At 59.2% G+C, this 20,039-nt stretch carries 23 protein-coding genes and 3 tRNA genes; 18 read left to right on the top strand and 8 right to left on the bottom strand.

Annotation, left to right across the window (positions count from 1 at the left end; genetic code table 11):
• Positions 1 to 546: 546 nt before the first annotated feature.
• On the top strand, positions 547 to 777 hold the full coding sequence (locus ACZ500_RS22210; RefSeq protein ID WP_464229603.1) for a hypothetical protein: 231 nt from the start codon (positions 547 to 549) through the stop codon (positions 775 to 777).
• Between the two features lie 564 nt (positions 778 to 1,341).
• Here ACZ500_RS22210 and ACZ500_RS22215 read toward each other — a convergent pair.
• A tRNA-Lys gene (locus ACZ500_RS22215) sits at positions 1,342 to 1,417 on the bottom strand.
• Positions 1,418 to 1,432: 15 nt separating this feature from the next.
• Positions 1,433 to 1,509 (bottom strand) — tRNA-Arg (locus tag ACZ500_RS22220).
• 128 nt (positions 1,510 to 1,637) lie between these two features.
• Between ACZ500_RS22220 and rplM the strand changes: the two genes are divergently transcribed.
• The 3 genes from rplM to truA all read left to right on the top strand — a co-directional run bounded on the left by rplM (position 1,638) and on the right by truA (position 3,313).
• Positions 1,638 to 2,066 carry a 50S ribosomal protein L13 gene (gene rplM, locus ACZ500_RS22225; protein WP_464229604.1) on the top strand — a complete coding sequence of 143 codons (429 nt, stop codon included), beginning with the start codon at positions 1,638 to 1,640 and terminating at the stop codon, positions 2,064 to 2,066.
• The gene (gene rpsI / locus ACZ500_RS22230) at positions 2,067 to 2,459 is read left to right on the top strand and encodes a 30S ribosomal protein S9 (RefSeq protein WP_464229605.1); all 393 of its coding nucleotides are present in this window, start codon (positions 2,067 to 2,069) and stop codon (positions 2,457 to 2,459) included.
• A gap of 110 nt (positions 2,460 to 2,569) precedes the next feature.
• Entirely contained in the window at positions 2,570 to 3,313 is a 744-nt protein-coding gene (gene truA / locus ACZ500_RS22235; protein ID WP_464229606.1) for a tRNA pseudouridine(38-40) synthase TruA, read from the top strand.
• Here truA and ACZ500_RS22240 read toward each other — a convergent pair.
• The 4 genes from ACZ500_RS22240 to ACZ500_RS22255 all read right to left on the bottom strand — a co-directional run bounded on the left by ACZ500_RS22240 (position 3,307) and on the right by ACZ500_RS22255 (position 5,685).
• Complete coding sequence (locus ACZ500_RS22240; RefSeq protein ID WP_167330929.1) at positions 3,307 to 3,468, bottom strand: hypothetical protein; 162 nt, start codon at positions 3,466 to 3,468, stop codon at positions 3,307 to 3,309. The two genes, truA and ACZ500_RS22240, sit on opposite strands and share 7 nt — an antisense overlap.
• A 146-nt stretch (positions 3,469 to 3,614) precedes the next feature.
• Positions 3,615 to 4,628, bottom strand: a complete 1,014-nt coding sequence (amrS, locus tag ACZ500_RS22245) for an AmmeMemoRadiSam system radical SAM enzyme (RefSeq protein WP_464229607.1) — start codon at positions 4,626 to 4,628, stop codon at positions 3,615 to 3,617.
• A complete protein-coding gene (locus ACZ500_RS22250) occupies positions 4,606 to 5,400 on the bottom strand; it encodes a class I SAM-dependent methyltransferase (RefSeq protein WP_464229608.1) in 795 nt (264 codons plus the stop codon). The genes amrS and ACZ500_RS22250 overlap by 23 nt, the downstream gene beginning before the upstream one ends.
• Before the next feature lie 153 nt (positions 5,401 to 5,553).
• On the bottom strand, positions 5,554 to 5,685 hold the full coding sequence (locus ACZ500_RS22255) for a hypothetical protein (RefSeq protein WP_464229609.1): 132 nt from the start codon (positions 5,683 to 5,685) through the stop codon (positions 5,554 to 5,556).
• Between the two features lie 180 nt (positions 5,686 to 5,865).
• Here ACZ500_RS22255 and ACZ500_RS22260 point away from each other — a divergent pair, with 180 nt between their 5' ends.
• Complete coding sequence (locus ACZ500_RS22260; protein WP_464229610.1) at positions 5,866 to 6,474, top strand: RNA polymerase sigma factor; 609 nt, start codon at positions 5,866 to 5,868, stop codon at positions 6,472 to 6,474.
• Positions 6,471 to 6,722 (top strand): anti-sigma factor family protein, encoded by a 252-nt coding sequence (locus ACZ500_RS22265; protein ID WP_464229611.1) that lies wholly within the window; start codon positions 6,471 to 6,473, stop codon positions 6,720 to 6,722. The genes ACZ500_RS22260 and ACZ500_RS22265 overlap by 4 nt, the downstream gene beginning before the upstream one ends.
• A 16-nt stretch (positions 6,723 to 6,738) precedes the next feature.
• On the opposite strand, the gene der is transcribed toward ACZ500_RS22265, so the two are convergent.
• Positions 6,739 to 8,058, bottom strand: coding sequence for a ribosome biogenesis GTPase Der (der, locus tag ACZ500_RS22270; RefSeq protein ID WP_464229612.1), 1,320 nt, complete (start codon positions 8,056 to 8,058; stop codon positions 6,739 to 6,741).
• Positions 8,059 to 8,741: 683 nt separating this feature from the next.
• On the opposite strand from der, the gene pyrG reads away from it, so the two are divergent.
• The 6 genes from pyrG (at position 8,742) to ACZ500_RS22300 (ending at position 12,909) form a co-directional block, all read left to right on the top strand.
• Positions 8,742 to 10,334 carry a glutamine hydrolyzing CTP synthase gene (gene pyrG, locus ACZ500_RS22275; RefSeq protein ID WP_464229613.1) on the top strand — a complete coding sequence of 531 codons (1,593 nt, stop codon included), beginning with the start codon at positions 8,742 to 8,744 and terminating at the stop codon, positions 10,332 to 10,334.
• A 14-nt stretch (positions 10,335 to 10,348) separates the two neighbouring features.
• Positions 10,349 to 10,486, top strand: a complete 138-nt coding sequence (locus tag ACZ500_RS22280) for a hypothetical protein (RefSeq protein WP_464229614.1) — start codon at positions 10,349 to 10,351, stop codon at positions 10,484 to 10,486.
• Positions 10,461 to 10,988: a hypothetical protein gene (locus tag ACZ500_RS22285; RefSeq protein WP_464229615.1), complete on the top strand. Its 528-nt coding sequence runs from the start codon at positions 10,461 to 10,463 to the stop codon at positions 10,986 to 10,988. The genes ACZ500_RS22280 and ACZ500_RS22285 overlap by 26 nt, the downstream gene beginning before the upstream one ends.
• 375 nt (positions 10,989 to 11,363) lie before the next feature.
• Positions 11,364 to 12,131, top strand: coding sequence for an orotate phosphoribosyltransferase (locus ACZ500_RS22290; protein WP_464229616.1), 768 nt, complete (start codon positions 11,364 to 11,366; stop codon positions 12,129 to 12,131).
• Positions 12,128 to 12,811: an NUDIX hydrolase gene (locus tag ACZ500_RS22295; RefSeq protein WP_464229617.1), complete on the top strand. Its 684-nt coding sequence runs from the start codon at positions 12,128 to 12,130 to the stop codon at positions 12,809 to 12,811. Before ACZ500_RS22290 ends, ACZ500_RS22295 begins: the two co-directional genes overlap by 4 nt.
• Before the next feature lie 21 nt (positions 12,812 to 12,832).
• Positions 12,833 to 12,909, top strand: a tRNA-Pro gene (locus tag ACZ500_RS22300).
• 47 nt (positions 12,910 to 12,956) lie between these two features.
• Here ACZ500_RS22300 and ACZ500_RS22305 read toward each other — a convergent pair.
• A complete protein-coding gene (locus tag ACZ500_RS22305; protein ID WP_464229618.1) occupies positions 12,957 to 13,160 on the bottom strand; it encodes a DUF6485 family protein in 204 nt (67 codons plus the stop codon).
• A gap of 519 nt (positions 13,161 to 13,679) precedes the next feature.
• On the opposite strand from ACZ500_RS22305, the gene nusG reads away from it, so the two are divergent.
• The 6 genes from nusG to ACZ500_RS22335 all read left to right on the top strand — a co-directional run bounded on the left by nusG (position 13,680) and on the right by ACZ500_RS22335 (position 19,899).
• Positions 13,680 to 14,207, top strand: a complete 528-nt coding sequence (nusG, locus tag ACZ500_RS22310; RefSeq protein ID WP_464229619.1) for a transcription termination/antitermination protein NusG — start codon at positions 13,680 to 13,682, stop codon at positions 14,205 to 14,207.
• Between the two features lie 28 nt (positions 14,208 to 14,235).
• Positions 14,236 to 15,195: a GDP-mannose 4,6-dehydratase gene (locus ACZ500_RS22315; RefSeq protein ID WP_464229620.1), complete on the top strand. Its 960-nt coding sequence runs from the start codon at positions 14,236 to 14,238 to the stop codon at positions 15,193 to 15,195.
• A gap of 439 nt (positions 15,196 to 15,634) precedes the next feature.
• Positions 15,635 to 17,149 (top strand): type II secretion system ATPase GspE, encoded by a 1,515-nt coding sequence (gene gspE, locus ACZ500_RS22320; RefSeq protein WP_464229621.1) that lies wholly within the window; start codon positions 15,635 to 15,637, stop codon positions 17,147 to 17,149.
• A 1-nt stretch (position 17,150) separates the two neighbouring features.
• Positions 17,151 to 18,380, top strand: a complete 1,230-nt coding sequence (locus tag ACZ500_RS22325; protein WP_464229622.1) for a type II secretion system F family protein — start codon at positions 17,151 to 17,153, stop codon at positions 18,378 to 18,380.
• 324 nt (positions 18,381 to 18,704) lie between these two features.
• Positions 18,705 to 19,136, top strand: coding sequence for a type II secretion system major pseudopilin GspG (gspG, locus tag ACZ500_RS22330; protein ID WP_464229623.1), 432 nt, complete (start codon positions 18,705 to 18,707; stop codon positions 19,134 to 19,136).
• Between the two features lie 259 nt (positions 19,137 to 19,395).
• Positions 19,396 to 19,899 carry a GspH/FimT family pseudopilin gene (locus ACZ500_RS22335; protein WP_464229624.1) on the top strand — a complete coding sequence of 168 codons (504 nt, stop codon included), beginning with the start codon at positions 19,396 to 19,398 and terminating at the stop codon, positions 19,897 to 19,899.
• Positions 19,900 to 20,039: the final 140 nt, after the last annotated feature.

Below are 20,039 nucleotides of genomic sequence, written 5' to 3' on the forward strand. Positions count from 1 at the left end.
ACCGTCCTTTTGAAATTGATCCTAGCACGGGGTTTTGTCACATCCGGTCAAAGACCAACAGATTTTCTGGCGGCCCAGAAAACTGATCCCGGAGTTATTGTTCCAGAGTTGTGTTCTACGAGTCCATGCGGATCTTGGGAAGATGAACGGGTGGCGCAATGGCCCACTATCCTCGGCATAGATGACCAGGATATTTTATCACCGTGAGCAGCTTCAGAACAGCTAGGATTGGCTAGAATCGCCGTTCTCAGCTTGATCCATGCTTGGCATAGGGTTAAAACGGATCGGCGATCTGAGTGGGAATTTCGAAGTTGAATAGAAGAGAAGATAAATAAAACCGCCTAGGCGATCCTCACGTGGCTGCAGCAGTATCTGATTTTAAGCCCGTGCTTTCCATTCAATCATCTATGTCATCGTGCGTTTATTGCCCCGAACTCAAGACCGCCTAGACTGGTTATCACCGGCAGTTATAGCCGCAGGTTGACATCAGGCGATATTTTCTTGATAATATTAAATATTCCAATAACATGAAACATGGGGGGGATTATGGCAGGCATAAAACTTCCGCTGAACAAGCACTGGCAGGTAAACGCTTTTATGGGTAAGATCATCCGCGCAGTCTATAATGGAGACCTTGAGCCCGAAACGGGCCGGACCCTGAGCTATATGTGCTCCGTTCTTCTGAAGGGGCTGGAGACTGCCGAGATCGAGGGTCGGCTGCATAAACTCGAGCAGCAGGCTGAGGAGAACAGCCATGGACTGCGACGGGTGAAATGACATCTAGGCGGGAGGCCTCCCAGCGCCGGGTGGACTGCTGGCATTATGGGCAGTGTCTGACCCAGGCAGCCCACGAGAACGCGCCGGATCTGCCCTGCCAGGGGTGCAGCCAGTAGCAGCGGGAAGCTTTCGTACCCTGCCTGGGAGATTGGCTTGCCTGCGCCCGGCTGGCGCTGTGCGTCGTGGACCGTCGCAGGTATGCGGCGATCTTCCCGCCGAGATTATGAATAACAGGCCTTGGAGGATGGGCCAGTATCCACGATCCCAAAAAGACCAACCCTAGGCAAAACATATTCTGAAAAAAGGCGGTGAGTGTGGCGATTTGAGGCCCGGTTCCCATGTAGAGCCGGGTTTTTTTGCGGGGTGTAGGGTGTGGGGATTTCGGGAACATTCTTCCACTTTTTGCCCGGTGCTGTTTTTTTATGATCAAAGTTGCGCGTAAACCCGCCAGCCTAGCACCGAGGGGAATGCTCCTTTGCCTTATTTTTTATGGATAGATTATGGATAGAATGGCTTATGGATAAAAAAAGGTTGCGGCTTGTCACCGCAACCCCTTGAATTTCCTGGTGGGCCAGGAAGGAGTCGAACCCTCGACCAATTGATTAAGAGTCAACTGCTCTACCAGCTGAGCTACTGGCCCATGATGATGCTTCTCTGGCGCGCCCGGCAGGACTCGAACCTGCGACCTACGGGTTCGAAGCCCGGCGCTCTATCCAACTGAGCTACGGGCGCCCATGTGAGAGAGTTAGATACCAGGATCGATTTTCTTTGTCAACCCTATTTTTCAAAGAAATGGCTTGACAGTGGAGAGTTTTTTGGTTAAAAAGCTCTTTTCAACTCTGAAGAATAGGAATGTCATTATGAAGACGTTTGTCGCGAAGGAACACGAAGTCAACAAGAAGTGGGTTGTCGTCGATGCCGCCGATCATGTGCTGGGGCGGCTTGCAACCCAGATCGCCACTCGGCTCAGGGGCAAGGACAAGCCGATTTTCACCCCCCACGCGGACACCGGCGATTTCGTGATTGTGGTCAACGCTGACAAGGTGCAGATGACCGGTCGCAAGTGGGACCAGAAGTTCTATTATCGTTACAGCGGATATATCGGTGGGCTGAAGGCCATCTCCGCCGGGAAACTCCGTGAGAAGAGGCCGGAGGATCTCGTGCGTTTTGCGGTCAAGGGGATGCTTCCCAAGGGACCGCTGGGGCGACGTCAGCTCAAGAAGCTGAAAGTGTATGCCGGCCCCGAGCACCCGCACCAGGCCCAACAACCCGAGCAGTGGGAGATCTAAATGGCAGAAGGAACATGGTACGCCACAGGTAAACGGAAAACGGCCGTCGCGCGCGTGTGGATGCGCCCTGGAACCGGCCAGATCGTCATCAACAAGAAGCCGGTGCAGGAATACCTGGTGCAGGAATCCGACCGCACCACGGTCACGGAGCCGCTGAAGGCCGCGGATCTCCTGGAGCGCTTCGATCTGTATGTGAATGTCAGGGGCGGCGGCGTCGCCGGCCAGGCGGGCGCCATCCGGCATGGCATCAGCCGTGCGTTGGTCTCGGGTGACCCGGAACTGAGGGAGGTTCTCAAGAAGCGGGGCTTCCTGACGCGCGATTCGCGCATGAAAGAGCGGAAAAAATACGGCCAGCCCGGTGCGCGTGCCCGTTACCAGTATTCCAAGCGGTAAACAGTCCATCGAGATTTTTCCGAAACCGCACGGCGCCGTGGGATTCGCAGCGACTGTGCGGCAAGAGATGCCTTTCGAGGGGGAGCCGATCGCTCCCCTTTCTATTTCAGGTGCCTGAGCGAAACATCAAACTGATCCTGGCTTACGACGGCTCGAACTACCATGGGTGGCAGCGCCAGAAAAACGGTGTGACGATCCAGGAGGTGGTGGAGGAAAAGCTCGCCCGGATGCTGGGGGAGGCCGTGGCGGTCATTGCCTCGGGGCGGACGGATGCCGGCGTACATGCCTTGAATCAGGTTGGCAATTTCAAGACCACAACCAGCCTGGATACCTCGATTGTTCAAAAGGGCCTGAACGCGCTCCTGCCGGAAGATATCCGTATCCTGGATGCCGAAGAGGTGCCGCTGTCATTCAACGCCCGCTACAGCGCCCGCAAGAAGCGATACCGTTATCACATTTTCAACCGTGAGGTGCCGAATGTCTTCCTGCGGCGAACGGCCTGGCACATCCCGCAGCCGCTCGATAGCGAATCGATGCGGCGCTGTCTCGTCTCGATCGAGGGAACCCGCGATTTTTCGTCCTTCCGCGCTGCGGGGAGTTCCAACCGGAACCCGGTGAGGATGATCCTGAGCACAGACCTGCGGGTGGAGGAAACGGGGCTTCTTACGATCGAACTGGAGGCCGACGGGTTCCTGCGCCACATGGTCCGCAACATCGTGGGCACCTTGGTATCCGCAGGGAGGGGCAAGCTGACGGTGGAGGGATTCGAGGCGGTCCTGAATGCCGGGGATCGGCGGGCGGCGGGGGCTACGGCGCCGGCCCGCGGCCTTTTCCTGGTGGATGTGAGCTACTGATTGGAAGGCGTGTTCTTTTCCACCGATTTCCTCACGGTGTTGTAGACCTGATTCCAGACCATCTCGAAAGAGCTGACGGACAGTCGGCCTACCTCGATGAATTTGACGACGATCTCCTTGGTGATTTTGAGCGACAGCTCGTCTTTTGGCTGCATGGACCGGACTCCTTTGGGGCCCTGATAATGGAAATCCCCCGCTGAATGGAAGAAGGCCGAAAAACGGATTCAGCGGGGGCGGTTTGAGAAGAACCCTTTGAAAGCCCTCCCCATACCTTATAAACTACCACAAAACCCGCCCGATATCAACGCTGCCACACACCGGGGACACTTTTGCCGCATTGGGCGCACTTCCCGTCCTTGATCTCCATCCGCCCGACCTGAAATCCGACGCGGTCGATCAGGAGTTCACCGCAGTCAGGGCAGTAGGTCTTCTCCCCGGTATCGCCCGGCAGATTGCCGGTATAGACGTATTTCAGGCCGGCCTCATAGCCGATGTCGCGGGCCCGCCGAACGCTTTCGGGCGGGGTGGGCGGGGCGTCCAGGAGCTTGTAGGTCGGATAGAACCGGCTGATATGCCAGGGGATGTAGGGATCTAGGTTCGCCAGGTAATGGGCCAGCTCCCGCAGTTCGCCCGGGTCGTCGTTGTGCCCGGGGATCAGGAGGGTCGTGACCTCGAGCCAGACGTTCAGCCGCTTCATGGTTTCGAGGGTTGTCAAGACCGGGGCGAGCTTCGCGCCGCACTGCTCTTTGTAGAAACGGTCGGTGAAGGCCTTGAGGTCCACGTTCGCGGCATGGAGATGGGGGTGGATGGATTCGAGGCATTCCGGGGTCATGTACCCGTTCGAGACGAAGATGTTCTTGAGTCCTTTGTTGTCCGCCAGCAAGGCGGTGTCGCGCGCCATTTCGAAAAAGATCGTTGGTTCGGTGTAGGTGTAGGCAATCGATTCGGCCCCGCTTGCGAGGGCGGCTTCGACGACGGCTTCGGGGGAGGTGTCTTTCCCCTGAATGCGGCCGGTGTCGGCGGGCATCTGCGAGATGTCGGCGTTCTGACAGAAGCGGCACCGGAAGTTGCAGCCGACCGTGGCGATCGAATAGGAAAGGCTCCCCGGAAGGAAATGGAAGAGGGGTTTTTTTTCGATGGGGTCCGTGTGCGCGGCGATGACCTTCCCGTACACGAGGCTGTAAAGGGTGCCCCCGCGGTTTTCCCTGACGCCGCAGATGCCGCGTTTTCCTGGTTTGATCAGGCAGCGGTGGTTGCAGAGGGCGCAACGAACCCGCTCATCCTCGAGGCGGTCATAAAGATAGGCTTCTTTCATCGATCCATTCTCCTGTCTTGCGGTTGATCTCACCGGCAGCCCGGACCGAGACCAGGCTGCGCCGGCCGTTCTTGATCCGCACCGTGAGCGGGACGTTTCCGGTGCGCAAGCGGTAGGTCATGGTGGCGCTGACGCCCAGAAACGAGCCGAAAGGGCTCTGGTCTCCCGGGGACTCGCCGCGGCCCAAGAAGGACGGGCCGATGTTGATGCAGCCCCATGAAAGGGGGACGGCCCCGAAGGCTGCCTGCATCAGGGACTTGACCTGCCAGAGGTGGAAAAATTTCGCGCGGCGGAAAACCGGGTCGCCCAAATACCCCTGGATCCGCTTGATGAGGCCGACCCAGGAAAGGCTGTTCAGGACGCCGACAAAGACCTTGCGATGGGCGACCCGTCCCGCTTCGCGAAGAGCCGCCAGGGGGTTGTCCAGGAATTCGAGGGTGTTGATCAGTACAACGACATCGAAGGCATTGTCATCGAAGGGAAGGTCTTCGGCGTATCCAACCTGAAGTTCGACGCGCGGGCCGAGCCTTTCACGGGCACGCCGGATGATGTACGGGGAGGCGTCCACGCCGGAAGCGTCGAGTCCAAGCCGTGAGAGGTTCAGGATGTGGTGACCCGTTCCGCAGCCTACATCCAGCACCCGGTCGCCGGATTTCGGCCGGATCTGGGAGTGGAGGAGGCTTTCGATGGATTGGTCGACCGCACGGCCGTATGGGGATTGGTACCAGGTTTCGTAAAGCTCGGAGGTCTCTTGGTCGAAGATGAGTCCCATCTATTCTACCTTCCCGTTTGGCTCCGGGATCTGTCCTGTTGCAAAAATCCCAAGCCGGCTGGGGGTATTTAGCATCCCTCCGGAAAAGAGCATCCGGCACGACCCGGTTTCCAGTCCGGAAATGAGGATTTTTTCTTCACACCCTTCGGGTGCTCAGTCCCACCGCTTGGCGGCGGGTCCCGGTTTGCCAATATCAAGAAAATCAAGCGTTTGTGCGGCGACCAGCAGGTCGCCTCCGCGCAAGCAAACGTGCAGATTGACGCCGAGATTGGCAAAAAAGACCATTTCCGGATGGAAACTACCGGGCGGATACGGGGAGTTCCGGTGCGTCTGTCCCGGACGTGCGCCCTTCGACCAAGGGCGTCCCCGCTTCATTTCGTTTGAAATGCCCTGGTCTTTTTGTTAAGAATCTCTTTCAGGTTAAGAAAATCCCCGCGATGATGCAAGACTAATTTGGTGCGGCGTATGGAAATTCAGCTTCGGGATGCTTCGGACAGCGATCTGGTAGGGCGGTTCAAAGAAGGGGCGCCCGAGGCCATGGACGAGATCGTTAGGCGGTACGCAGACCGTCTGTTCAATTTCGGCCTGAAGATGTGCCGGCAGCCCGAGGATGCGGAGGATATCACCCAGGAGACCTTCCTCAGCGCCTTTCGGTACCTGGACGGTTTTCGTGGAGAGACCAAGCTCCGGAACTGGCTTTTCAAGATTGCCGCCAGGGCCTGCATGAAAAAGCGGCGGAAAAGGAAATGCGAGCCCGACCGGGAGCTTTCTCTCGATGCCCTGATGCCGAGCGAGGACGGTCCGGCGGCCTACGACATCCCCGACTGGTCCGACGACCCGTCCGATCGTCTGATCCGCGCCGAACTGAAGGAGCGCATCGAAAAGGCCATCGCAGCCCTGCCGCCGAAATACAGGATGGTGTTCAATCTACGCGATATCGAGGGGTTCAGCACGGAGGAGGCGGCGGATATCATGGGGATTTCGACGCAGCTGGTGAAGACGCGGCTGCATCGCGCACGGCTGTTCCTGCGTCAGGCGATTGCCGAGGACGGCTGGGAGGAGGGTGCCCAATGAGCGAGGAATGCCGGAAATACTTCGAGCGGGTCTCGGAATATCTGGACGGCGAGTTGACCCCGGAGACCTGCCGGGCGATCGAGGCCCATCTCGAGGAATGCCCGCCTTGCAGGGCCTGCGTCGAATCGCTCAAAAAAACCATCGCCATCTGCCGGAAGGTTCCCTGCGAGGCCATGCCGGGCGATGTCAGGGAGCGGCTCAGGAAGACGCTCCTCGACTGCATCGCCGGGACGCGGGATGCCGGGTGAACCGGACCGCCGGCTGTCACTTCCGCCTGAAAAAGAGCCGGATGGGGGTCTTTTGGAGGCCGAGCCGTTCACGGAGGCCGTTCAGGAGAAAGCGCTCATAGGCGGCGGTGATCTTGTCCGGGCGGTTTACGAAGACCACAAAGGCAGGGGGGCGCCTCCCGACCTGCGTAGCGTAGAAGAATCGCACACGCCCGTGTCCGATGCGCGGCGGGGGATGCTGCCCGGCCACATCCTGAAGGGCTGCGTTGACCGCGCCGGTGCCGAAAGAAGCCGCGAACTGGCTGTAGACGAGGTCTACTTCACGGAAGACCTTCATCACGTGCTCCCCGGTCAGGGCCGAGAGGTGGATCCGGGGCGCGAAAGACACGAAGGACAGCTCGCGGTCGAGGGTCCGCTTGAGATCCGTCTGCTTCGACCGGTCTCCTTTGACCAGGTCCCATTTGTTGATGACCAGGACAAGGCCTCTCCCCTTTTCGAGGGCGTATCCGCAGATGCGCGCGTCCTGTTCGGCGGCGCCCTCGAAGGCATCCAGCATGAGCACCGCGATGTGGCATTGTTCGAGGCGCTTCAACGACTTGATCATCGAGAATTTTTCGATCTTTTCCTTGACGCGGGCCTTTCTGCGGATGCCTGCTGTATCGATCAGGACATAATTCCTGCCTTGGAGCGAAAACGGGGTGTCGACCGCGTCGCGGGTGGTGCCGGGAAGATCGCTCACCACCATACGCTCGGATCCCAAAATGCGGTTGATGAGAGAGGATTTGCCGACGTTGGGTTTCCCCAGGACGGCCACGCGGATGGGGCCGCCTTCCTGTTGGTCTGGGGGAGGCGCTTCTTCTGAGGGCAGACCGCTCGTGATGGCATCCATCAGTGTTCGCACGCCGTAGCCGTGGGCGGCCGAAACCGGGTAAACCTGCTCCACCCCGAGGCCGAAAAACTCGTTCGAGAGGTGCTCGTGCTCCGGACCGTCGATCTTGTTGACCGCGACAAAAAACGGTTTCCGGCTCCGGCGAAGCGTCTGCGCCATCTCGCTGTCGCCGGGCAGCATGCCTTGGCGGCCGTCCACCACGAGGATGACACGGTCGGCCTCCTCCATCGCCCGGTCCACCTGGCGCCGGACCTGATCGAGAAGGGGATCCTGCCCGAGATCGTCATAACCGCCGGTGTCGACCAGCGTGAAACGGACGCCGTCGTAAACGACCGACGTATGAATGCGATCGCGGGTTACGCCCGGACGGTTGTCGACCAGGGCATCGCGTGAACGCGAGATGCGGTTGAAGAGGGTGGATTTGCCGACGTTCGGGCGTCCCACGATGGCGATGATCGGTTCGAGCATGGGGTTTACCTGCTATCCCTGTAAGATGGAAAGTCTTCTATTCTAACCCTTTTGCCCGGGTGGTCAAGCGCAATCCCGACGAACGGATGATTCCGCCGCCGATGGCTCGCCCGGAATTGGGCTTGACTAATGGGTTGGGGGCGGTTAGTTTCCCTTCTGAGAGGCGTTCGGGCTTCCCGCGAGACTGGTCGGCCCCGGCTGTGAGGTTGTGTCCAGTCCCGAAATGCCGAGTGTCGGGTATGGACAACCTTCCAACCCGAAAACGATCATTTTTGGCCAATATCCTGGAAATCGAGCGTTTGCGCAGAGGCGGCCTGCAGGCCGATGCACAGGCAGGCGGCCGTGCAGATTGACGCCGGGATCGGACAAACCGGGATCTGTTCCGCAGGTATGAGACTGAGCGGGCGAAGCCGGCGGAGAATAAGCCGCCTTCCGGATGGGAACCGGTCTGCCTGTGCGGCGTCGCTCCGCTGGCCCGAACGCGTGCGTTTTGCGTCGCATTTTGAATTCCGGTGAGGCGTTGATCGCCTGAACATTCGAGCTGCGAGGCGGCGGATTCCGCGGTGCGTGGTCCATCGCTTTGGAAGGCGGTTCGACCCCCCGGGTCCCGAAGGGATGAGGCGGCAAGCCCTTCGGCGCCCTGCCGGAAACACGGTTACCCCGCCGATAAGGTTTTCTTCATTATGCCCACGAAATACATCATCGTCACGGGCGGTGTCCTTTCCGGCCTAGGCAAGGGGATCGCTGCAGCGTCCATCGGTCATCTGCTCTCTTCGAGGCTCAAGATCATCCCCATCAAGTGTGACGGGTACCTGAACGTGGACCCGGGCACCATGAACCCGTTCGAGCACGGCGAGGTCTTCGTGCTGGAGGACGGGGGTGAGGTGGACATGGATTTTGGGCATTACGAACGGTTTCTGGGCGTCAACTGTAAGTCCAAGTGGAACCTCACCATGGGCAAGGTTTTCGACATGGTGCGCCAGAAGGAGCGGCGGGGGGACTACCTGGGGAAGACCGTCCAGTATATCCCGCATGTGACGGACATCATCAAGCAGCACATCTTCGAAATCGCAGGGGAAGAGCATCCGGACCTGGTCATCGTCGAGATCGGGGGAACCGTAGGAGACATAGAAAACGAGCTTTTCCTGGAATCGATGCGGCAGATGAAGGAGGATGTGGGCCGCGAAAACATCCTGTATCTCCACCTGACCTATGTGCCCATTCCCTACGGGGTCAACGAGCAGAAATCCAAGCCGACGCAGCAGAGCGTAAATCTGCTCAAGCAGCGCGGCATCTTTCCGGACATCATTATCGGGCGATGCTCGGAGTTCCTTACCCGGGAGATCAAGTCCAAGATCGCGAGCTTCTGCGATGTCCACGCGAACGCGGTCATCACCGGCCTCGACGTGGAGGACATCTACGAGATCCCCCTGATCTTCGAGCAGGAAGGCCTCCCGGAGATTATCCACAAGAAGCTCCATATCTACAGCCCCCCGGACCTCCGCAAGTGGCGGCAGTATATCGATAACATCCGCAACCCCGAATACGCCGTAACGGTCGCCATGTGCGGGAAATATACGAAGCTCGAGGATTCCTATGCGTCCATCATCGAGGCCTTCAACCACTGTTCGGCACACCTTCGATGCAAGGTCAATCTGAGGTGGGTGGAGACGACCGGCCTCGAGAACCTCGATGAATCGGACGTACTGGAAGGGGTGGACGGGATTGTCGTGCCGGGCGGGTTCGGGGTGAGGGGGACCGAGGGGAAGATCGAGATTATCCGTATGGCGCGGGAGCGGGATATCCCCTTCCTGGGACTCTGCCTGGGGCTGCAGCTTGCCGTGATCGAATTTGCGCGGAATGTCTGCGGCCTCAAGGGTGCCAATTCGACCGAGATGGACCCGGATACCCCCCATCCGGTGATCGATATCCTGCCCGAGCAGCGCACGGTGAAGGACAAAGGCGGGACGATGAGACTCGGAGCCTATCCGGCGGTCCTGCAGGAGGGTACCCTGGTGAGAGGGCTCTATGACGCCGTCGAGGTCTCGGAGCGCCACCGCCACCGCTATGAGGTCAACCCCGACTACCATCAGCGGATCGCCGAGAACGGGATGGTCTTTTCGGGCATGTCGCGGGACGGGCGGCTCGTGGAATTTATCGAGCTGCCCCAACTCCGGTTCTTTGCGGCGACCCAGGCGCACCCCGAGCTGACCTCACGCATGGAGCGGCCGGCGCCGCTTTTTTATGGGTTTGTCAAAGCTTGCATGAACCGTTGAAGAGGGCACCGGTCATGACTCTGGATGCGGTGGACGGCGATGGGCCGAGCGTCTTTTCAAACGGTGCCCGCTGGAAGGCCGATGTCCAGGCGCGTCCGTCCGGTGGGATGGAAGACGAAGAAGACCATGTCCGTAGTCATCGATCTGTCTGAAAAGCGCCAGGCGCTAATCGTCAAACGGGCTTACCGCAACTGGGGGGCCCGGTTCGGAGAGGACTTCGGTGTGGCGACCTGCCTGTCCGGCCTTTCCCTGCAGACCCTGACCTTTCTTGCCCAAGGAAAGGAAAAGGGGACATTTTACATCTATGAGCTGATCATGACCCTGCAGGGGATGGGGTCGGGCTTCGAGTTCGCCGATCTGTCGCCCAAGAACAAGATGGATGTCATCGACCAGTATCTCTTCATCCTCGATCGGATCCGGTTCGAATGCATGAAACGCCTCGGCTGGATCGAGGCCTACCCGGGCGAGGATTACCCTCTGGTGGAAATGGTCCTGCAGTTCGACCGGGTAGCTCCCGGCCTGCAGGCCGAGATCCCGCGCCTGAGCGCCGGCCATCCCGGCTACGACGAGTACAGGCGCCTGAGCACCTTCGACCGCGAAGCCTTCGTCCGCAAACTGATCCCCAAGGCCCTCAAGGCCATCCAGAGCCTCTGACCCTGTTCGGTGCTGTTTATAGAAAACCGCCGCCTTGTGCCTGTTCGAGAAATTCTACTGAAGCGGACGATTCTATCAGGATATGAACGAATCTTTGCCGGAAATTCGTTCGCCTTCGTCGCGATGTCCCGGGGGTGTGGTGGATGCATTATGCCCCTTTCAACCCCTATAAGAAAGACAGAGGTCGACGAAGAAGGGTTCTCGGGCGTTGCGACGTCGGTCGGCGAGCCGGTTCTTTTGTGCATGAGCGGCCTTGGGCTGCCCGGGAGGCGGATTCGGACATAGTAAAGGTCTGTTGCGGTGGATGGGCTGACAGGGCGGCGGAATCCAAAGATTGCGGTTGAAGAAGACCCCAAGATTGCTTATGATAGATGTATGGAAGTCTACAAGGAAGAATTGACCCGGTTGCTCGCAGAGACCGGGGCTATTTTTTTTGAGCGGGGTCTGGTCCTGAAGGATGGGCGCCCCACGCCTTATTTCGTGAACATGGCGCGTTTCAATACCGGACGGCTTGTGCTCGGTATGGGGCGGTTTTTCGCGCAGATGATGATGGACAAAGGCCTGAGCAGCCAGGTGGATATCATCCTGGGGCCGTCCTACAAGGGGAGTGCCATTGCTTTGGCTACCAGCATCGCCCTGTGGCAGGATTACGGTCGCGATCTGCCTTTCGAATACGACCGCAAGGAGGCCAAGACCCATGGGGAGGCCTCTAAGGTGAAAAGCCTGCTGGTCAACCAGACGCTCTTCGACGGTTGCCGAATCTTTGTGGTGGACGATGTCGCAACCTCCATGGGGACGAAGATCGAACTCCTTGAAAAGATCGCAAACGAGGCAAAGGCGCGCGGGATCACCTGCCATGTGAGCGGGGTGGGCATCGCCGTCGACCGCGAGCAGACCACGGCGGTTTACGACGCCGCGGGCCGTGTGGTCGAGGGGCGCCGGGGAGGGGATGCCATCGCCGAATTCGAGGCAGGGACCGGTGTGGCGGTTCATGCCGTCGCCGGTATCCGTGAGATTGTCGCCTATCTTTACGAGAGCGGCATCCCGCTCAGGATAGACGGGGAGCGGCAGCCCATGGATGCAGCCACGAAGGCGGGGTTCGACGCCTATTTTGAGGTGTACGGGGTGACGCGGGGATTATGAGCAAATCAGGCGCGGCAGAGAGGCAATGTAATCCGGGAGCCGTTCCCCGAGTAGAAATTGTGGCGGGTGCGCCCTCCACGAGCGGTTTGTCCGGGACGATCCGGTCGCTTCTGCAGGGGCGGGAGCCCCTCAGGCTTCGCGATGCGCGCGAAACGCACCGGAGAGCCGGGGTGTTGATCCCGCTCGTGGAAGAGGAAGGCGGTCTTGCGGTGATCCTGACCCGCAGGACCCAGCTTGTCGCATACCACAAGGGGCAGATCTCTTTTCCGGGGGGAAAATTCGAGGCTCAGGACGGCAGTGCCTGCCGAACGGCCCTTCGAGAGGCGTATGAAGAGATCGGCCTTCACCCGGAGGACGTCGAACTTCTCGGCCGGATGGACGATACGCTTACGCTGGTTTCGAGATTTGTGGTGCACCCGTTCGTTGGGTTGGTGCCTCCTTCCTACCCCTTTCGCCTCAACCCTCAGGAGGTGGAGGCGCTGGTCAAAGTGCCCCTCGAGGTTTTCCACCCGGCCCAGACCGGCTACCGCTGCGACTCGGTCGAGTCTGAAGGGGCCGTCTACCGCACGCGGGGCTATGCCTACGGGGGCGATGTCATCTGGGGGGCTACCGCCAGGATCATGGATAACTTCATGCGGATCGTGGCGTTTAAATTAGGCTTGCCTCTCGAAAAAGGATAGCGTATATATAAAAAGATGAGTCGGGACGTGGCTCAGTCTGGTAGAGCACCGCGTTCGGGACGCGGGGGTCGCTGGTTCAAATCCAGTCGTCCCGACCAGCCATCAAAACGTACGGAAGCCGTCTTCGAAAGGGGACGGCTTTTTTTCAGAGGGCGCCCTTCTGAACCAGGCGCGCGAAGTGCTCGAAAGAGCGGTCGTAGGTGGCTTCGGCACCCTTTGGGAAGCAGCAGCCCGGAAGCTGCCGCATCTTCAGGTGATAGGCGATGCACTGGCAGCAGATGCCCTTGCGTGAACAGGGTTCGTAGGTGCAGTTGCAGCGCTCCAGGTTTTTCTCCTGTTGGCATTCCATCGTTCAACGGCCTCCCTTTTCCTTGAACTATCTAAATAAGATTTTATTGATCGCAGATATTATTATTATTGTCAAGAAATAGATTTTAAAGGTAAGTTTAACGTTTTATGTTTCAAGGTTTAAGAATGATTATTATGTGCCTATCCTTGTTAAAATACAGTGTGTTTCGTTCAAGATCATCTTGTCTGGTTTCCATCCGGAAAGGATTTTCTTGGGCAAATCCCGACGTCAAGCTGCGCGGCAGTCTGTGCAGCGACCCGGTTTCCATCCGGAAAAGAGCATCCGGCGCGGCAAAGTTTCCAATCCGGAAATGGTCTTTTTGGCCAATATCAAGGAAATCCAGCGTTTGTGCGGAGGCGACCTACAGGTCGCCGCACAAGCAAACGTGCAGATTGACGCCGAGATTGGCCAAAAAGACCATTTCCGGATTGGAAACCGGGTTGTACCGCGAAATCATTTCCGGATGGAGACGAACTTAAAACGTAAAACCTTAAAACATGGGTCATCAAGATTCTCGGAATGGAAGAAGCCGTAAAGCAATGGTATGCGCTGCACACCCGCAGCCACTTCGAAAAGAAGGTCTTCGATGGCCTGACCGGGAAGGGGCACGAGGCGTTTCTTCCACAGATGCAGGTTATGAGCCGGCGCAGGGACCGGCGCAAGAAGCTCCTGGTCCCGCTTATCCCCGGGTATGTTTTTGTCCGCACCGACCTGGACCCTGCCGAATACCATCACATCCTGAGGACCGTAGGCGTGGTTCGCATAATCGGTTTCAAGGGCAGGGCGGTACCTGCCAGGGAAGAGGAGATCGCCTCGTTGATGATCCTGGATGGAACCGATCGAACCGTTCAGAACCGGGCCTACATGCGCAAGGGCGATCGGGTCATGATCATGGAAGGTCCGTTCAAGGGTTTGGTGGGCTTTTACATAAGGCCTCGGGGCAAAGGCAAGGTGGTCGTCTCGATCGAACTCCTGCAGCGGTCCCTTGCCGTCGAGATCGATGACTGGGCCCTCGAAAAGGTTTCCGAGCATGGTTTGATCGGGTAATGGATGCACCAAGAAAGGGAATGTGAACATGAAAGTATTGATCACCGGCGGCGCCGGTTTTATCGGGTCCCACCTGGCTGAGCACCTGCTGGCCCAGGGGGATGAGGTGTTCATCATCGACAATCTCTGGACGGGGCGTCTTTCGAACCTCTCCGGGGTTCAGGGGGACAAGCGGTGCCACCTCGTGGTGGAAACCATCCTGAATGAATCGGTCATGAACGAGCTTGTCTTCAAGGTGGACCACATCTACCATTTAGCGGCGGCGGTGGGGGTCCGGAACATCATGGACCATCCTGTCGAGACCCTCGACACCAACGTCAAAGGGACCGAGACGGTTCTGCGCCTGGCCAACCGCTTCAAGAAAAAGGTCTTCATCGCCTCGACCTCGGAGATCTACGGAAAGCATGTGGAGCATGACCTTGCCGAGGACAACAACCGGGTGATGGGGTCGGTGAAAAAAAGGCGCTGGGCCTATGCCTGCTCCAAGACCCTGGACGAATTCCTGGCGCTTGCCTATTTCGACGAGAAAAAACTGCCGGTGGTCATCGGGAGGCTGTTCAATACGGTGGGGCCGCGCCAGACCGGACAGTACGGGATGGTGCTCCCGAATTTCGTGCAGAGCGCCCTTCTCGGAAAGCCGATCACCGTCTACGGCACCGGGGAACAGACCCGCAGCTTTACGGATGTCAAAGATGTCGTGGGAGCCATCACGCGGCTCATGGCCGAACCCAGGGCGGAGGGGGATGTCTTCAACGTGGGGAACGACCACGAGGTCAGCATCAACGAACTCGCCGCGCGGGTGAAGGAGATGACCGGGAGTCCCTCGGAGATCGAGCACATCCCGTATGAAAAGGCCTACGGTCCCGGGTTCGAGGACATGGAGAGGCGCTGTCCGAACATCGGGAAGGTCCGTGACCTGATCGGCTTCGAGCCGACGCGGGACCTGGATGCCATCATTCAGGGGGTGATCGATTACTTCAAGGCTTGACGGGCCGGGCCTGGAACCGGACCTTCCCCCCGCCGGCTTCGGGCGGCTTCGCCTTGCTGCTTCCGAGGGCTCGCCGGACGTCGTTCCTTGTTCGATGGGGCACGGGTACACCTGTATCCCAATCCTTTGTTGCTCCGTTTTATGATGATTTATTTCGAGCCGTTACTGAAGGTGATGGGCAGCGTGGCGGCGGAGGGCCCTGGTTCGCCTCAAGGTCGCTATGCGAGAGGGCGCAGGGGGGGCTGTTCATTAAGTGTAAACCTTTCAAAAAAGTAATGTTTTTTCCTCATGGTAAGACTTGCATGTCCGAGAATCTTTCAAGTAGAATAATTCGTCGGAGGATTGGCGCGGCACCGCTTCAGACCCGCTTTTCGGCGCAGCGCATCCGATAAATAGACGGCTGTTGCGATGGTGGCGGGGATCCAGGGAAAGCGTTGACATGCAGATATCGTATCAGGACTATCCAAAAGAGCCGATCGTTCTCGATCATCTTTCTGTAAAGTTTATGCGGCAAAGCCGGTTCGTTCCGGTGGCCCTGAACGGGGGTACGCTCCAGGTGGCGATGTCGGACCCGGATGATTTCTACACCGTCGATGCCCTGCGTTTGGCCTCCGGTTTGGAGATCGAGGTGCTGCAGGGCCGCGACGAGGATATCAACGATGTCATCGAGCGGCTTTACGGGGCTGGAAGCCAATCGATCGAAACCATCATCGAGGAGGCGGGCAAGGATATCTACGAGCTGTCGGTCGGCATGGAAGAAGACGCGGACCATCTCCGCGATCTCGCCGCCGAGGCGCCGATCATCCGTCTGGTAAACCGCCTCATCCTGAATGCCGTGGAGTTGAAGGCGAGCGACATCCATTTCGAGCCGTTCGAAAAGGAGTTCAAGGTCCGGTACCGGATCGACGGGGTGCTGCACGACGTAGAATCGCCGCCCCGCCGGCTTCAGGCCGCCGTCATCTCGCGCGTCAAGCTCATGGCGAAACTCGATATCGCCGAAAGGCGCCTGCCTCAGGACGGCCGGATCAAGCTCAAGATCGCGGACAAGGAGATCGATTTCCGCGTATCGACGATCCCCACCCTTTTCGGCGAAAGCCTGGTCATGCGGATCCTCGACCGTGATACGCTGATCCTGGATCTCCGGAAGATCGGCTTTCCGAACGACATCCTGGAGCAGTGGGAAACGCTCATCGTACAGCCCTACGGGATGATCCTGGTGACGGGACCGACGGGGAGCGGCAAGACCTCCACCCTCTACACGACCCTTGCGAAGATCAACGCGCCCGAAAACAAGATCATCACGCTCGAGGAGCCGGTGGAGTATCAGCTTGCGGGTGTGAATCAGATCCAGGTGAACTCCAAGATCGGGATGACGTTTGCGAGGGGGCTGCGCTCCATCGTGCGTCAGGACCCGGACATCATCCTCGTCGGCGAGATCCGCGACAAAGAGACCGCGGATATCGCCATCCAGTCGGCTCTGACGGGGCATCTTCTCTTCAGCACCCTCCACACCAACGATGCCGCAGGGGCGGTCACCCGGCTGCTCGACATGGGGGTCGAGAGCTTTCTCCTGAGCTCCACGCTCCTTGGTGTCCTGGCCCAGCGGCTGGTCCGGATCATCTGCCCGGTCTGCAAGACAGAGGCCGCGCCGGATGAAAAGCTTCTCCGGACGATGGGGGTCGGGCCGGACGAGATCGAAGGGATCGCCTTCATGGCCGGGAAGGGCTGCGAACACTGCCGCGGAACGGGTTTTAAGGGGAGGACCGCCATTTTCGAGTACCTGTCCGTCAACGATGTCATCCGGCGGGAGATCAACGCCCGTGCGAGCACGGAACGGATCAAGGACGTCGCGATGGAACGGGGGATGCGGACGCTGCGCCAGGACGGGTGGATGAAGGTGAAGGAGGGGATTACGACCATTGCCGAGGTATTGAGGGTGACGCTGGAAAAGTGATATGACGGCCTACTCCTACAAAGCCAGCGACCCGTCGGGGAAGATCGTTCAGGGGAGCCTCGAGGCGGACGACCAGAAGGCGGCGGTCGGCCGACTGCAGGAAATGGGGTATATTCCCATCCGGGTCTCCCAGACCGGGGGCAAGGGCCGGCGGTTCGGACAGGACCTGTCCGGCTCGGTGTCGGCGGTTTTCAAGCGGGTCACGAACAAGGACGTCATGGTGTTCACCCAGGATCTGTCGGCGCTGCTCTCTGGCGGGTTGCCCGTAGACCGGGCCCTGTCGATTTTGATCGAGGCGGTCGAAAAGGAGCGGTTCCGGGAGATCGTGACGGATATCCTCAAGACGGTTCAGGGCGGAAGCTATCTCTCCGACGCCCTTGCGAAGTACCCGCGCGTCTTTTCCAGGTTTTACATCAACATGGTGCGGGCCGGGGAGGCCGGCGGCGTCCTGGAGGCCGTCCTGGAGCGTCTGGCCATCTTCCTCGAAAGCTCTCAGGATCTGCGGGATTTCATCAAGTCGGCCATGGTCTACCCGATCTTTCTCGTTCTGGTCGGCGGAGCGTCTCTGATCATCCTGATGACCTACGTCATCCCGAAGTTTTCCCTGATCTTCTCCGAGATGGGCGGCGCGATCCCATGGCCGACCCAACTGCTGCTGTCCGTAAGCGCTCTGCTTCGCAGCTATTGGCCGATCCTGCTGGCGTTGCTGGTGGGGTTGGCCTTCGCTTTGAGGCGGGTGGCCCGCTCCCCCAAAGGCCGGCGGAGGCTGGACCAGCTCAAACTGACGCTTCCCTTTACAGGGGATCTGGTGAGCAAGGTCGAGGTGGCCCGTTTTACCCGAACCCTCGGAACTCTCACCCGGAGCGGCGTCCCGATCCTGCAGGCCCTTCAGTTGGCGACCGACATCATGGGAAATGTCATTGTCCGCGAGGCCCTCTTGGAGGTCTACGAGCGGGTCAAGGAGGGGGAGCGTCTCTCGCGGCCGCTCGGGGACATCAAGGTCTTTCCGCCCCTGGCAATCCAGATGGTCACGGTCGGTGAAGAGACCGGACGCATGGACGATATGCTGCTGCGGGTGGCGGAGAACTACGAGAAGGTGGTCAAGAACCTGATCAAACGGCTGGTCAGCTTCCTCGAGCCGGCCATGATCCTCCTGATGGGCGTCGTCGTGGGATTCATCGTGATCTCGATGCTGATGGCGATCTTCAGCATGAACGATATGCCGTTCTAAAGGCGCCGGGGGGTTCTACAGCTTGAAGAGCGGTCGAAGCTGGACTGTACAGGGTTGGCGGGCCGCCATGATTTGGGGCCGTCTTGGAGAAGGAATGAGCGTCTCCTGGGACAAAGGAAGGGTTTTTGGGAGGAGCCGATTCTGAAGGCCTTGCACGTTTCAGTGTGTCTTGGGTGGGTTGTTTTTGGATAGACGATGGTTTTGTCGATCGTCACCGTGTACAGGAAAGATTACGACTACGGTCATTTGATGATTGCGGCTAACCGTTCATCGGGCTTCGGCATGGAATGCTGGAGAATGCTGCGAGAATGCGGAGGAGATGCAATGAGAGATCGATGCAGACAACAACAGGGTTTTACACTGATCGAACTTCTGATCGTCATGGTGATCATCGGCCTCTTGGCGGCCCTGGTGGGGCCGCGCATGTTCGGTAAGGTGGACGAGTCCAAGCAGCGGTCGGCCAAGGCGCAGATCTCGCTTTTCGAGACCGCCCTGGACACGTACCGTCTCGATACGGGAAAGTATCCGGCCACGGATGAAGGGCTCGAGGCCCTGCGGACGAAGCCGGCCGGGGTTGAGCGCTGGGACGGGCCCTATCTGAACAAGGAGGTTCCGAAAGACCCTTGGGGGAACGAATACGTCTATCAGTCGCCCGGCGAACATGGCGACTTCGACCTCATGTCCTACGGGGCGGATGGAAGTCCGGGGGGGGAGGGTTCGGATACGGACATCGTGAACTGGAAGGACATCGGTTAGTGCCTGCGGCAGACTGCACACAGGGGCTTTGGCCTTGCCGAATGCGGGTTTTTGCAGCCGGAGAGCGGGCGGATCGGACGCCGCTGGGTGGAGAGCAGCCTCTCGCGGCCGTCGTCCGGATAGGCCCGTGGTTACTGGAATGATTTCTGCCGCCGAAGCAAAGGAACCGTCATGCTTGCCCCGAAAAGGGAGGCCGGTAGACGGGTCGAGGGGCGGGGGCCGCCTGCTTCGAAAGATTGGCCGTTCCGGTTTTACGCTTATGGAGCTGTTGGTGGTGCTGGTGCTGATCAGCCTTGTGGCGGCAGTTGTAGGGGTGCGCGCCGGTGGAGGGTTGAGCGGGGTGGCGCTCCGGGACGCCGCCAAAAGGACTGCGGCGACGCTTCGTTACGCCCGCAGCCAGGCGAGTTGGGAAGGGGTCCCTTATGTGGTGCTGTTTTCTTTCGAAGACAACGCCTTGGCGCTCCTGGCCGCCCGGCCCGAAACAAAGGATGAGGGGGAGGAGGATACGGCCGGCCCCGAAGTCCGGCGGGATGAGCGCGGGCGGGTCATTTTGAAGACCTATCCACTGCCGAAGGGTGTACGCTTGGAAAAGGCGGTCTGGGATGACGATGAGCAGGTGAGCGGGCTTTTCGAGATCGTGTTTTCCCCCAGTGGGGGTGGCAGTGGCGGCGAACTGGTCCTCGTCAACGAGCGCGAGGCGCGCTACCGCGTAGCCGTGGATTTCATCACCGGCGGGGTGCAGTTGAGCCAGGAAGTGGATTGAGATGCCCCCTCCTCGAACAGGAAGCTTTCAAACCCAATGTTCCCGGCGTTGCCGGCGCGCGCTGCATAATGCCGCGCATCCGTGGGGGCGCCGCCCGCCGCAGGATGGCCGCAGCCGTTTTGAGCCGGGGACGGGGGGCG

It is taken from the genome of Desulfatiglans parachlorophenolica, assembly GCF_055394735.1.